A 13,670-nucleotide genomic window follows, 5' to 3' on the forward strand; every position below is an offset into this window, starting at 1 on the left:
CCCACCCCATCGGGCGGATCCGCGGTCACCGCACCTTCAGCTTCAGGATACGGTCATCATCATCGTCCGGGTCGCCCCGGCCGTCGGTGTTGCTCGTCACCAGCCACAGCCCGTCGTTCCCATCGGAGACCACGGTACGCAGCCTTCCGTACTCGCCCTCCAGAAACGCCTGCGGCTCCGCCACCGGCTCGGTGCCTCCCCCCACCGGGATCCGCCACAGCCGCTCGCCGCGCAGACCCGCCATCCACAGGGAGCCCTTGGCCCAGGCGAGGCCGCTCGGAGAGGCCTCCTTGGGAGTCCACTGCGCTACGGGGTCGACGAAGCCCTTCCGGCCTGCCTTGCCCTCGACCTCCGGCCAGCCGTAGTTCTTGCCGGGCTCGATCAGATTGAGCTCGTCCCACTTGTTCTGTCCGAATTCCGAGGCCCAGAGCCGATTCTCCCGGCCCCAGGCCAGGCCCTGCACATTGCGGTGACCGTAGGAGTAGACGACCGAGTCCGCCTCCGGGTTGCCATGCCCGGGCGGGCTGCCGTCCGGCTGCATCCGGAGGATCTTCCCGGCCGGTGACTCCTTGTCCTGGGACAGATCGCTGTCGGTGGCGTCGCCGGTGCCGACGTAGAGCATCTTGTCCGGGCCGAAGGCGATGCGGCCGCCATTGTGCACCGCGGACTTGGGGAGCCCGGTGAATACCCGGCTGGGCTCCCCCAGTTGCTGACCTGCCGGCTTCTTGTCGTTGTAGAGCATCCGCACGACGCGGTTGTCGGAGGCGCTGGTGAAGTAGGCGTAGATATAGCCGTCGCCGTTTGTCGCGATGCCCAGCAGCCCGCCTTCGCCGCCCGGCACGGCGCCCGCCATGGCGCCCCGGACCTCACCCAGCTCTGTCTTCTTGCCGTCCTCGGTAGAGATCCGGAAGATCTTCCCGGTGTCCCGTGAGGAGACCAGCAGGTCTCCCTCGGGCAGCGCCGCAAGCCCCCACGGGGTGTTCAGCTTGGTGGTGACCGTGGCGGTCACCTTGACCGTGCCCTTGGCGGGCGGCGGCGACCCGGTCGGGCTGTTTCCTGGCTCCGCAGGGGCTTCCGCTGTGGCTGGTGGTGATGGCTCCCCGGCGCCGTTCTCGGAGGCTGGGCCGCCGGAGCAGGCGGAGGTCAGCAAGGTCAACAGGGCGGTGCCGATGAGCCCGGCGGTGGTGGCCCTCCCGGGCAGATGGCGGCTTCGCACGGTCTGTGCCTCCCGGTGTCCTTGGTGGGTGCTGTGGTGTTCCCAGCACACCACACCCGCGGGTGTTCCGGGCGTCTCCGGCCCCGGGTGAGCTATTCCCAGGAGCCCTGGGCCGGGGGGAGGGCGCGGATTTCCTGGAGGTCTTTGGCAGTGAGGGGGAGCCGGGCTGCTTTTATGTTCTCCACCGCCCAGCGCTGCTTCTTCGCCCCCGGCACCGGGATGACATGACGTCCCTGGGCCAGCAGCCAGGCCAGTGCCACCTGTGCCGGGGTGGCCTCACCGTGCCGCTGGGCGATCCGGCGCAGTCCCGCCACGATGGGCTGGTTGGCGGCCATCATCTCGGCCGTGAAGCGCGGGTGGCGGGCCCGCACGTCGTCGGGCTCAAAGCCGCTGCCGGGCGTCAGCGTGCCGCTCAGGAAGCCATTGCCCAGGGGCATCGCCGCCAGAAAGCCGACCCCGCGTGCCTCGCACCAAGGCAGCAGCCCGGTGAGCGCCTCCGGTGACCAGACGGAGAGCTCGGCCTGCACGGCGCTGACCGGGAAGATCTGCTGGATCCGCTGGAGTTGCCGAAGCGTCGTCTCATGTATCGGCGCACCCGCTGACCGCCGCAGGGCCCGCGCACCGACCGCGCACAGCCCCAGCGAGCGCACCTTGCCCGCCGTCACCAGCTCGGCCATCGCACCCCAGGTCTCCTCGATGGGCACCTCGGGGTCGGCCCGGTGCAGCTGGTAGAGGTCGATCACATCGGTCTGCAGCCGTCGCAGCGAGGCATCGCAGGCCCGCCTGACGTAGCTGGGCCTGCCATTGGCCACGATGTGCTGCTCACCGACGAGCAGCCCGACCTTGGTCGATACGAAGGCGTCCGGACGCCGCTCCCTGAGCACCCTGCCGATCAGCAGCTCATTGGTGAACGGGCCGTACATATCGGCGGTGTCGAGCAGCGTCGCCCCATGGTCCAGGGCGGCGTGAATGGTGCGCAGCGAATTCTCGCCGATCTGCTCGGACGTGGTGTACGCCCAGCTCATCGGCATACAGCCGAGGCCGATCGCCCCCACCTCGAGCGCTGCCGCACCCAGTGTCCTGCGCTCCACCTGCGCTGATGCCTCCCGCGAGTCCCTGCTGGGGTTCGGGGCCCGCAACGCCAGCATTATGTGAGGCCCCCGGGAAAGCACAGTAACGGGTCACCCATCGGGCGTTCGCATACCCTCTCGCCATGGCTTACGCAGATGTATGGCTTCCCATTCCGCCCGCCGAGATCGACGGTCTGCCGGGCTCGTTCAACTACCTGTACTGGAATGGTCAGGAGGACTTCCCCGCCGACCCCGCCCGGTGCGTTTTCTATGTCGTCCCCTATATGAAGAGGCCGGACGTCGTGCTGCGCCCGCTGCGGGCGATGACGGGTATCCAGGTGGTGCAGACACTCACCGCGGGAATCGACGATGTCGCCCCAGCCGTCCGGCAATTGCCCGCGGGGGCCAGGCTGTGCAACGCACGGGGGGTGCATGACGCCAGTACCGCCGAGCTGGCGCTCACCCTCACCCTCGCCTCACTCCGTGGTATTCCCGGCGCTGTCCATGACCAGGCCGCACAGCGGTGGCAGCCGGATCTGCGTCCCGCCCTCGCGGACAAGACCGTGCTGATTGTCGGTTATGGCGCCGTTGGCAGTGCCATTGAGAACCGGCTCATTCCTTTTGAGGTGGAGCGGGTCGACCGGATCGCGCGTACGGCGCGGCAGAGCGAACGTGGTCCCGTGCACTCGCGCACCGAACTGCCCCGGCTGCTTCCCGACGCCGATGTCGTGGTGCTGTCCACGCCACTCACGGACGATACGCGTCAGCTTGTTGACGCTGATTTTATGACCCGTATGAAGGACGGCGCCCTGCTGGTGAATGTGGCCCGTGGGGGAGTGGTGGACACCAAGGCGCTTCTCGCCGAGCTGGAGAGAGGGCGGCTGCGGGCCGCGCTCGATGTCACCGATCCCGAACCGTTGCCCGCCGGACATCCGTTGTGGCGGGCGCCGGGCACTCTCATCACACCGCATATAGGCGGCTTCACCTCGGCTTTTCTGCCCCGCGCCAAGAAGTTGCTGCGCACCCAGCTGAAGCGCTTCGAGGCCGGAGAACCGTTGGAGCATGTGCGGGCCGTGGCAGAGTAGGCGGACTACCTCAAGAGCGCTCCCATACCACGCTGTGCAGGCGGGCGGCTGCACCCTGTGCCCAAAACTTCGCTCTTGGTCACGCTGAGTAGAGACGCTATGTCCCTGAGTGACGGAACTGGTGTATCGTCCGGACGGGGCGATACCAGTACAACCGAGGGGGGCGATGGGCGAATGCGCGACCAATGGACGAACTGGCGGATGAGGGGTGACGGACGCAGGACGTGGCCCCCATGCTCGGAGGCGGCGCGATGAGCGCCCATGGAGCCACTTTCGCCCGGGTCCCCCGGCGGCGGGTTGGCGGTCGCAGGGCGGTGCTGCCGCAGCTGGCGCTGGTCGCCGTCTGCCTCGGCTATGCGACGGGGGCGGCACTCGGCTGGGGCTCTCCCCAAGTGGCGCTGTTCATGGGTGACTTCGGGCTCAGCGCCGCCGCCTTCCTGGCCGCCGGATCCTGCCTCTGGTATGCCCGTACGCACCCGAGCCGGTTTCGCCCCGCCTGGGTGCTGTTCGCGGTGTCCTCCGCGATGGCGGGGATGGGGAACGCCGTCTGGGGGTGGTACGAGATCGTTCTGGATCAGCCAGTTCCGTCACCGTCGCCCGCCGATGTCTTCTTTCTGCTCTTCGCGCCGCCCGCGATCATCGGTCTGCTGGTGCTCGCCAAGCGGCCGGTCTCCAGAGCCGGCTGGATCTGTCTCAGCCTGGACGCCTGGCTGATCGGTGGCTCGCTTCTGACCCTCTCCTGGAGCCTCGCCCTCGCCCACACCAATACCTGGCGGGGCGAGTCCGTGCCGCAGGCCGCGCTTCTGCTGGCCTATCCGCTGCTGGACATCGTGCTGGTCAGCATGGTGCTGGCGCTGCACTTCCGGCGCTCCTCGGCACATCGCTCGGCGATCAACACCGCGGTCGGCGCGCTCGCTCTCACCGTGCTGTGTGACGCGCTGTTCACCTCGCCGTTGCTGCAGGCGCGGTACAGCTCGGGGCAGCTGCTGGACGCGGGCTGGTTCGCGGGCTCCCTGCTCCTTGCCTACGCCCCATGGGTCAGCGGCCGCCAGCCCACGCGGGAGAAGGAGAGCGCCCCGGTCACCAGCCGTCCGATCTCCGGATCGCTGGCCGCTCTGACGCCGTATCTCGCCGCCGCCGTCTGCACCCTGGGCGTGCTCTACAACTTCAGCGACGGCCGCCATGTCGACCAGGTGGTGCTCGTCACCGCCTGCACCGTCGTGCTCGGCCTGGTGGTGCGGCAGGGAATCATGCTGATGGACAACATCCGGCTGACCCGGGAACTGGCCCACAAGGAGAGCCACTTCCGCTCCCTGGTGCAAGGGTCCAGTGATGTCATCATGATCGCCGCATCCACCGGGACGCTGCGCTATGTCAGTCCCGCCGCCGCGGGCGTCTACGGCCGCGAGGCCGAGGAGCTGGTCGGCTCCGAGCTCGCCTCGCTGATTCATCAAGAGGACCTCGGCCGGTTCCTCCATGAGGTGCGCCGCTTTCTCGCCGCGCCATCCGACCAGGAGTCCTCGATCCGGATCGAGTGCCGCTTCCAGCATGCCAACGGTGACTGGCTCAATGTGGAGTCCACGATCAACCGCTATCAGGGCGGGCTCATCTTCAACAGCCGGGATGTCACCGAACGGGTGCGGCTGCAAGCACAGTTGCAGCACAACGCCTCCCATGACCCGCTCACCGATCTGCCCAACCGCGCGCTGTTCACCGAGCGGGTGCGGCAGGCGCTCTCCGGACGGCGCGGCGGGGACGGCCCGGACCGGGACGCCGCGGTGCTCTTCATCGACCTCGACGGTTTCAAGGCGGTCAATGACTCCATCGGGCACCAGGCGGGCGATGAGCTGCTGGTGCACGCCGGGCGGCGGCTCCTGGAGTCCGTACGGGCCGGGGACACCGCCGCCCGGCTTGGCGGCGATGAGTTCGCGGCGCTCATCCTCGGCGATGGGGCGTGCGGCCAGGCCGAGCGTGAGGTCCGGGTCCTGGAGATCGCCGACCGGCTGCGGCTGAAGCTCTCGGAGCCCTACCGCGTCGAGGGGGAGACCGAAGTGCGGGTCGCCGCCTCCATCGGGGTCGCCTTCGCCGAGCCCGGCATCTCACCGGCCGCGCTGATGCGCAACGCCGACCTGGCGATGTACCGGGCCAAGCAGGCGGGCAAGGCCCGGGTCGAGCTCTACGCACCGCAGCTGCAAGCCGAGATGGTGCGCCGCTCCGAGATCGCCACCCGGCTGCGCAGCGCCCTGCACGACGGCGAGTTCGCCCTGCTCCACCAGCCCATCGTCGAGCTCGACAGCGGTGAGGTCAGGGCGGTCGCCGCACAGGCACGCTGGCGCTCGGCACAGGGTCTGCTCTTCAACCCGGCGGAGTTCCTTCCCGGCGATGCCCGGGCGGGCCGGGACGGCGCCGGCGGCCAGGAGGCCAAAGTGGGCCGCTGGCTGCTGCAGGAGGCGGTCGCCCAGGCCGCCGAGCGGCACCGGGCGGGCTTCACCACACCGGTGTCCGTGCGGCTCTCCGCCCGCCGTCTCATCGACCGCTCCATGGCCAGCGGCACCATCGAGGCGCTGCTGACCCGGCATGGCCTGCCCTCCGGAAGCCTCGTCATCGAGCTCTGCGACAGCGACCCACGGCTCCCGCTCGAAGAGCTGGAAGCCCGGCTGAACGGGCTGCGGCGGCTCGGCGTCGCTGTCGCGCTGGACGGCTTCGGCAGCGGCTGCGGGACCATCGCCGCGCTGCGGCGGCTCCCGGTCGATGTGCTCCGGCTCGAACGCGGGCTGGTCGACGGCATTGTGGAGTCTCCCCGGCTGAACAAGATCACCGCCGGGCTGCTCCGGATCGCCAACGACCTCGGCATGTCCTCCGTGGCCGATGGCGTCGATCTGCCCGAGCAGGTCAGCGCGCTCCGTGCGATGGGCTGCACACATGGCCAGGGGATGGCCTTCTCCGGGCCGCTGGATGAGCACCGGCTGCGCCGGGCACTGTCCCGGGGCTGCTATCCGGTGCCGGAGCACGCCGTCGCCAATGGGAACACCAATGGAAACGGTGGCCGCTCGATCGTGGTGGCCGGATCGCTGCCGGTGCGCCGGGGTGGCGCGGCTGGTCCGGATCCGGTGACGCATCCGCCATTGCGCTCAAATAGTGAGACGTCCGTCCCACCCACTTGACACTTCATATGCCGTGGGAGGAAGGTCTGTGCCATGCGCACTCGAATTCTCGTACTTGGAAAGCGCGTCAGCTGACCCGGGGCCACCAGACCCCGCGGACACCAGTGACGCGCTCCCCTCGCTTGCCTACCGGCACGAGGGGTTTTTTGTTGCACCAGTGCCCTCGCACATCCCGCACAGACCGCCCAGAACAGCCCAAAGCCAGCACCATCCCAGCAGTACCCGAGCAGCACCCAGCGTCAAAACCCTCACTCATCCGAGAAGAGATAGCCGATGACCGAGCAGGCCACCGGGGCCCCCACTCCGCAGCCGCGGGCCCGTAGCGGCGGGCAGCAGCCGCCCGCCAACGCCACTGCCACCGTCCAGCACCTCACGGGCGCGCAGTCCCTCATCCGTTCTCTTGAGGAAGTCGGTGCCGACACCGTATTCGGCATCCCGGGCGGCGCTATCCTGCCCGCGTACGACCCGATGATGGACTCCTCCCGGGTCCGCCACGTCCTCGTCCGTCATGAGCAGGGCGCGGGACACGCCGCGACCGGTTACGCCCAGGCGACCGGCAAGGTCGGCGTCTGCATGGCCACCTCGGGCCCCGGCGCCACCAACCTTGTCACCCCGATCGCCGACGCCCATATGGACTCCGTCCCGCTGGTCGCGATCACGGGACAGGTGGCCTCCAAGGCGATCGGCACCGACGCCTTCCAGGAAGCCGACATCTGCGGCATCACGATGCCGATCACCAAGCACAACTTCCTGGTCACCAACCCGGCCGATATCCCGCGGACCATCGCCGAGGCCTTCCACATCGCCGCCACCGGACGCCCCGGCCCGGTTCTCGTCGACATCGCCAAGGACGCTCTGCAGGCCCAGACCACCTTCTCCTGGCCGCCCGTCCATGACCTGCCCGGCTACCGGCCCGTCACCAAGCCGCACGCCAAGCAGATCCGCGAGGCCGCCAAGCTGATCAGCGCGGCCAGGCGCCCGGTGCTCTATGTCGGCGGCGGTGTTCTCAAGGCACGGGCCACCGCTGAGCTGAAGATCCTGGCCGAGCTGACCGGCGCCCCCGTCACCACCACTCTGATGGCGCTCGGCGCCTTCCCGGACAGCCACCCGCAGCACGTCGGGATGCCCGGGATGCATGGCGCCGTGGCGGCCGTCACCGCGCTGCAGAAGGCCGATCTGATCGTGGCACTGGGCGCTCGCTTTGATGACCGCGTCACCGGCAAGCTGGACTCCTTCGCCCCCTATGCGAAGATCGTCCACGCCGATATCGACCCGGCCGAGATCGGCAAGAACCGCGCCGCCGATGTGCCGATCGTCGGAGACGCCCGTGAGGTCATCGCCGACCTGGTCGTCGCCGTGCAGGGCGAGCAGGAGGCGGGCCGGGCCGGTGAGGCCGCCCGAACGGGATACGCGGACTGGTGGGAGCAGCTGAGCCGCTGGCGCGACACCTATCCGCTCGGCTACGACCTGCCCGAGGACGGCTCGCTGTCCCCGCAGCAGGTGATCGAGCGCATCGGGCAGCTGGCACCCAAGGACACCATCTACGCCGCGGGCGTCGGCCAGCATCAGATGTGGGCCTCGCACTTCATCAAGTACGAGCAGCCCGCGACCTGGCTGAACTCCGGGGGCCTGGGCACCATGGGGTACGCGGTCCCGGCCGCGCTGGGCGCCAAGGCCGGTGCCCCGGACCGTACGGTCTGGGCGATCGACGGCGACGGCTGCTTCCAGATGACCAACCAGGAGCTGGTCACCGCCACGCTCAACAACATCCCGATCAAGGTCGCGATCATCAACAATGGCGCGCTGGGCATGGTCCGCCAGTGGCAGACCCTCTTCTACAACGAGCGCTACTCCAACACCGTGCTGCACTCCGGTCCGGAGTCGGACGGCAAGGCCTCGGCTGACGGCACCCCCAGCCTGGGCACCCGCTGCCCGGACTTCGTCAAACTGGCGGAGGCCATGGGCTGTGTCGGTATCCGCTGTGAGGACCCGGCCGATCTGGACGCGGTGATCGAGAAGGCCAACTCCATCAACGACCGCCCCGTCGTCGTCGACTTCATCGTCCATGAGGACGCGATGGTCTGGCCGATGGTCGCGGCAGGCACTTCCAACGACGAGGTCATGGCGGCGCGCGGCGTCCGTCCGGACTTCGGTGACAGCGACGACTGAGAGAGCGAGAGAGTACGAGACATGTCCAAGCACACGCTCTCCGTCCTGGTGGAGAACAAGCCCGGTGTCCTCGCCCGGATCACCGCGCTGTTCTCCCGGCGGGGCTTCAACATCGACTCGCTCGCCGTCGGTACCACCGAACACCCGGAGATCTCCCGGATCACCATCGTGGTGAACGTCGAGGACCTTCCGCTCGAGCAGGTCACCAAGCAGCTCAACAAGCTCATCAATGTGCTGAAGATCGTTGAGCTGGAGCCCGCGGCGGCCGTTCAGCGTGAACTCGTTCTGGTGAAAGTGCGTGCCGACAACGAGACTCGCTCGCAGATCGTGGAGATCGTCCAGCTCTTCCGCGCCAAGACCGTCGACGTGTCCCCGGAGGCCGTCACCATCGAGGCGACCGGCAGCAGCGACAAGCTGGAGGCGATGCTCAAGATGCTGGAGCCCTTCGGCATCAAGGAGCTGGTCCAGTCCGGCACCATCGCGATCGGGCGCGGCTCCCGCTCCATCACCGACCGCTCCCTCCGCGCCCTGGACCGCACGGCGTAGGCACGGCCGCGGACGCGACCGTATAGCGAGACTCCGCCCCGGCCCCCGCCCACCGGGCATACGGTGGGACCCATACGCGGGCCGCACAGCACAACAGACGCACAGACCCCGCACAGCAAGAACAAGGAGATATCCGAAGTGGCCGAGCTGTTCTATGACGACGACGCCGACCTGTCCATCATCCAGGGCCGCAAGGTCGCGGTTCTCGGCTACGGCAGCCAGGGGCACGCCCACGCGCTGTCGCTGCGCGACTCGGGTGTCGATGTGCGCGTCGGTCTGCACGAGGGCTCCAAGTCCCGTACGAAGGCCGAGGAGCAGGGCCTGCGCGTGGTGACCCCGGCCGAGGCCGCCGCCGAGGCCGACGTCATCATGGTCCTGGTGCCGGACCCGATCCAGGCCCAGGTCTACGAGGAGTCCGTCAAGGGCAACCTGAAGGACGGCGACGCGCTGTTCTTCGGCCATGGCTTCAACATCCGCTTCGGCTTCATCCAGCCGCCGGCCGGTGTCGACGTCTGCATGGTCGCCCCCAAGGGCCCGGGCCACCTGGTCCGCCGCCAGTTCGAGGAAGGCCGGGGCGTGCCGTGTATCGCGGCCGTCGAGCAGGACGCGACCGGCAAGGCCTTCGAGCTGGCCCTGTCCTACGCCAAGGGCATCGGCGGCACCCGCGCGGGCGTCATCAAGACCACCTTCACCGAGGAGACCGAGACCGACCTCTTCGGCGAGCAGGCGGTGCTCTGCGGCGGCGCCTCCGCGCTGGTCAAGGCGGGCTTCGAGACCCTGGTCGAGGCGGGCTACCAGCCGGAGATCGCGTACTTCGAGTGCCTTCACGAGCTCAAGCTGATCGTGGACCTGATGTACGAGGGCGGCCTGGACAAGATGCGCTGGTCGGTCTCCGAGACCGCCGAGTGGGGCGACTACGTCACCGGTCCGCGGATCATCACTGACCAGACCAAGGCCGAGATGAAGAAGGTCCTGGACGATATCCAGGACGGCACTTTCGCCAAGAACTGGATGGCGGAGTACAAGGCCGGTCTGCCGAAGTACAACGAGTACAAGCAGGCCGACAGCGACCACCTCCTGGAGACCACCGGCAAGGAGCTGCGCAAGCTCATGAGCTGGGTCGACGACGAGGCGTAAGCCGGTCCGAGTGTCCGTGGCGGGACCGACGGGTCCCGCCACGGACACCGGTACGGGGGTGGGGAGGACCCCCGCGCGAGGGGCGATCCACGCAAGCCGTCAACCTCGCCCCGCTTCGTGGATAGACTGCGGAGCAGATACGCGTCACAGGCTCACAGCGTCGTGCGTCTCCACGCGGCTGCCAACCTCCACCGCCTTCGGCCGTCGCGACGCGGCCGTCCTCCCCCGTAACCCTCCGGGCACGGGAGGGGCCCCCAGGACTAGTGAGGACTGAGACCGAAGTGAGCAAGCCCGTAGTACTCATTGCCGAAGAGCTCTCGCCGGCCACGATCGATGCCCTAGGCCCCGATTTTGAGATCCGGCAGTGCAATGGAGCCGACCGAGGCGAGCTGCTGTCCGCCATCGCCGATGTCGACGCCATCCTGGTCCGCAGCGCCACGAAGGTGGACGCTGAGGCGATCGGCGCCGCCCGCAAACTCAAGGTCGTCGCCCGCGCCGGTGTCGGCCTGGACAACGTCGACGTCTCCGCCGCCACCAAGGCCGGTGTGATGGTCGTCAACGCTCCGACATCCAACATCGTCACCGCCGCCGAGCTCGCCTGCGGTCTGCTCGTCGCCACCGCCCGCAATATTCCGCAGGCCAACACCGCCCTGAAGAACGGCGAGTGGAAGCGCAGCAAGTACACCGGCGTCGAGCTCGCCGAGAAGACGCTGGGCGTTGTCGGACTCGGCCGGATCGGTGTGCTGGTCGCCCAGCGGATGTCCGCCTTCGGCATGAAGGTCGTCGCTTACGACCCGTACGTCCAGCCCGCGCGTGCCGCGCAGATGGGCGTCAAGCTGCTCTCGCTGGACGAGCTGCTCGAGGTCTCCGACTTCATCACCGTGCACCTGCCCAAGACCCCGGAGACCGTGGGTCTCATCGGTGACGAGGCGCTGCACAAGGTCAAGCCCTCGGTCCGGATCGTCAACGCGGCCCGCGGTGGCATCGTGGACGAGGAGGCCCTGGCCGCAGCCCTCAAGGAGGGCCGGGTCGCGGGTGCGGGGCTGGATGTGTACGCCACCGAGCCATGCACCGACTCCCCGCTCTTCGCGTTCGACCAGGTCGTATGCACCCCGCACCTGGGCGCCTCCACCGGTGAGGCCCAGGAGAAGGCGGGCGTCTCCGTCGCCCGGTCGGTCCGGCTGGCGCTCGCCGGTGAGCTGGTGCCGGACGCGGTCAATGTCCAGGGCGGTGTCATCGCCGAGGACGTACGTCCCGGACTGCCGCTCGCCGAGCGGCTGGGCCGGATCTTCACCGCGCTGGCGGCCGAGGTCGCCGTCCGGCTCGATGTCGAGGTCTACGGCGAGATCACCCAGCACGATGTGAAGGTGCTCGAACTCTCCGCGCTCAAGGGTGTCTTCGAGGATGTCGTCGACGACACCGTCTCGTACGTCAACGCCCCGCTCTTCGCTCAGGAGCGCGGCGTTGAGGTCCGCCTCACGACGTCCAGCGACTCCCCGGACCACCGCAACCTGGTGACCGTGCGCGGCACCCTGAGCAGCGGTGAGGAGATCGCTGTCTCGGGCACGCTGGCGGGCCCGAAGCACCTGCAGAAGATCGTCGCTATCGGTGAGCACGACATCGAGCTCGGTCTCGCCGACCACATGGCGTTCCTGCGCTACACCGACCGCCCCGGCGTCGTCGGCACCCTCGGCCGCATCATCGGTGAGGCGGGCATCAACATCGCCAATATGCAGGTCTCCCGTGCGGAGGAGGGCGGCGAGGCGCTGGTCGCTCTCACGGTGGATGACACGATTCCGGCTGGTGTCCTCGCGGAGATCGCCGAAGAGATCGGTGCGACGTCGGCCCGCGCGGTCAACCTGGAAGACTGACCGCACCCGCCACCCCTTCTTAACGGCGTCCTCGCACCTCTCGGCGCCGGGGGCGCCTCGAGGGCTTCGGACTCCCCCTAGGCCGTTTCCTTCGGATCATCTGATCGTTGGTTGATGTGTGTCGTTGACTGATGCCCAGTGGGCACGGATCGAGCCGTTGTTGCCGGACCGGACTCCGAAGCGGGGCGGACGGTGGCGTGATCACCGCCAGGTGATCGACGCGATCGCGTTCAAGTACCGCACCGGGACACCGTGGATGGACCTGCCCGAGCACTTCGGGTCGTGGAAGGGCGCCCACAACCGCCTGCGGAAGTGGGCCGCCGACGGCACCTGGGAGAAGGTCTTCACCGCCCTGCTCGCCCAGGCCGACGCCGAAGGCGACCTCGACTGGGTCGTCGCGGTCGACTCCACCATCGTCCGAGCCCACCAGCACGCCGCCGGGGCCCGTCAAAAGGGGCCCCGGCCGGCGAGCCGGACGACCATGCCCTCGGACGCTCCCGCGGCGGACTGACCACCAAGATCCACCTCGCCGCGGACAGCCACTGCCGGCCCCTGGCCTTCGTCATCACGCCTGGCCAGGCAGGTGACGCACCCGCATTCCCCGAGGTCATGGCCCGCTTACGGGTGCCCCGGCCAATCGGCCGGCCCAGGATCACGCCGGACGTGATCCTGGCCGACAAGGCCTACTCATCCCGCGCGATCCGGACCCATCTCCGTCGGCGCGGGATCCGGGCCGTGATCCCGCAGCCCGCCGACCAGGCCGCCAACCGCAAACGCCGCGGCAGCCGCGGCGGCAGACCACCAGCCTTCGACCGCGACGCCTACAAGCGGCGCAACACGGTCGAGCGCTGCATCAACAGACTCAAGCAATGGCGCGGCCTGGCCACCCGCTACGACAAGACCGCCACCATCTACCTCGCCGGACTCCACCTCGCCGCCATCTTCATCTGGTCAGCGAGATGATCCAAAAGAAACGGCCTAGCCCTGGCGGGCTGGGAGGTGCCCCCAGCGCCGGACTCCGTCCGTCGGGGGTGGTGGCTGGGCGCCGTTGCCGTCGGTGGGAGTTCCCCGAACCCGGCCCCTTCCCGAAACTGTGGGCTGCCGCCCCCAGACCCCCACCCCGTGTTGTGGGCACTCGCAGCCCCGCGAGGGGCTGTGGGTGGGCACAACACCGGCCACCGGCCCGCACCGGGCCACCCCCGGGGCCCGGGGCGAAGCCCCGGTTTCCGGGAAGGGGCGGGAATTGGGGAAACCCGCCCCCGGCACCCCCGCAGCCGGGGGGAGGCCCCGCCGCGCGGCGGAGCCGCATATCGGTGCAGCCGGGAAGGGGCGGGATACGGGGGAACCCACTCACGGCACCCCCGCAGCCGGGCGGAGCCCCGCCACGCGGCGGAGCCGCATATCGGTGCAGC

Annotated in this window: 9 protein-coding genes; 7 read left to right on the forward strand and 2 right to left on the reverse strand. The window is 68.9% G+C overall.

Annotated features, from left to right (window positions below; all coding sequences use genetic code 11):
• Positions 1–25: 25 nt before the first annotated feature.
• Together test1122_RS19925 and test1122_RS19930 are read right to left on the reverse strand one after the other, a co-directional pair.
• The gene (locus tag test1122_RS19925) at positions 26–1,216 is read right to left on the reverse strand and encodes a PQQ-dependent sugar dehydrogenase (RefSeq protein WP_232270526.1); all 1,191 of its coding nucleotides are present in this window, start codon (positions 1,214–1,216) and stop codon (positions 26–28) included.
• 92 nt (positions 1,217–1,308) lie between these two features.
• Positions 1,309–2,307, reverse strand: coding sequence for an aldo/keto reductase (locus test1122_RS19930; RefSeq protein ID WP_232270527.1), 999 nt, complete (start codon positions 2,305–2,307; stop codon positions 1,309–1,311).
• Between the two features lie 122 nt (positions 2,308–2,429).
• On the opposite strand from test1122_RS19930, the gene test1122_RS19935 reads away from it, so the two are divergent.
• The 7 genes from test1122_RS19935 to test1122_RS19965 all read left to right on the forward strand — a co-directional run bounded on the left by test1122_RS19935 (position 2,430) and on the right by test1122_RS19965 (position 13,221).
• The gene (locus test1122_RS19935; protein ID WP_232270528.1) at positions 2,430–3,371 is read left to right on the forward strand and encodes a 2-hydroxyacid dehydrogenase; all 942 of its coding nucleotides are present in this window, start codon (positions 2,430–2,432) and stop codon (positions 3,369–3,371) included.
• Positions 3,372–3,622: 251 nt separating this feature from the next.
• Positions 3,623–6,535 (forward strand): putative bifunctional diguanylate cyclase/phosphodiesterase, encoded by a 2,913-nt coding sequence (locus tag test1122_RS19940; RefSeq protein ID WP_232270529.1) that lies wholly within the window; start codon positions 3,623–3,625, stop codon positions 6,533–6,535.
• Positions 6,536–6,808: 273 nt separating this feature from the next.
• Positions 6,809–8,704 (forward strand): acetolactate synthase large subunit, encoded by a 1,896-nt coding sequence (locus tag test1122_RS19945; RefSeq protein ID WP_232270530.1) that lies wholly within the window; start codon positions 6,809–6,811, stop codon positions 8,702–8,704.
• Between the two features lie 21 nt (positions 8,705–8,725).
• The gene (ilvN, locus tag test1122_RS19950) at positions 8,726–9,250 is read left to right on the forward strand and encodes an acetolactate synthase small subunit (protein WP_232270531.1); all 525 of its coding nucleotides are present in this window, start codon (positions 8,726–8,728) and stop codon (positions 9,248–9,250) included.
• Positions 9,251–9,388: 138 nt separating this feature from the next.
• A complete protein-coding gene (gene ilvC, locus test1122_RS19955; RefSeq protein WP_232272003.1) occupies positions 9,389–10,387 on the forward strand; it encodes a ketol-acid reductoisomerase in 999 nt (332 codons plus the stop codon).
• Positions 10,388–10,668: 281 nt separating this feature from the next.
• Positions 10,669–12,258: a phosphoglycerate dehydrogenase gene (gene serA, locus test1122_RS19960; RefSeq protein ID WP_232270532.1), complete on the forward strand. Its 1,590-nt coding sequence runs from the start codon at positions 10,669–10,671 to the stop codon at positions 12,256–12,258.
• 118 nt (positions 12,259–12,376) lie between these two features.
• Positions 12,377–13,221, forward strand: a protein-coding gene (locus test1122_RS19965; RefSeq protein WP_422396910.1) for an IS5 family transposase whose coding sequence is annotated in 2 segments (ribosomal slippage) — positions 12,377–12,707 and positions 12,707–13,221 — 846 coding nt in all. Because the reading frame shifts where the segments join, the coding sequence is not laid out codon by codon here.
• Positions 13,222–13,670 lie beyond the last annotated feature (449 nt).

Origin of the sequence: Streptomyces gobiensis, from assembly GCF_021216675.1 — a bacterium.
Taxonomy (GTDB): Bacteria; Actinomycetota; Actinomycetes; order Streptomycetales; family Streptomycetaceae; genus Streptomyces; species Streptomyces gobiensis.

Excerpts from the sequence above, each read along its gene's own strand:
- test1122_RS19935 (WP_232270528.1), top strand. The coding sequence starts at position 2,430 with ATGGCTTACGCAGATGTATGGCTTCCCATTCCGCCCGCCGAGATCGAC.
- test1122_RS19940 (WP_232270529.1), top strand. The coding sequence starts at position 3,623 with ATGAGCGCCCATGGAGCCACTTTCGCCCGGGTCCCCCGGCGGCGGGTT.
- test1122_RS19945 (WP_232270530.1), top strand. The coding sequence starts at position 6,809 with ATGACCGAGCAGGCCACCGGGGCCCCCACTCCGCAGCCGCGGGCCCGT.
- ilvN (WP_232270531.1), top strand. The coding sequence starts at position 8,726 with ATGTCCAAGCACACGCTCTCCGTCCTGGTGGAGAACAAGCCCGGTGTC.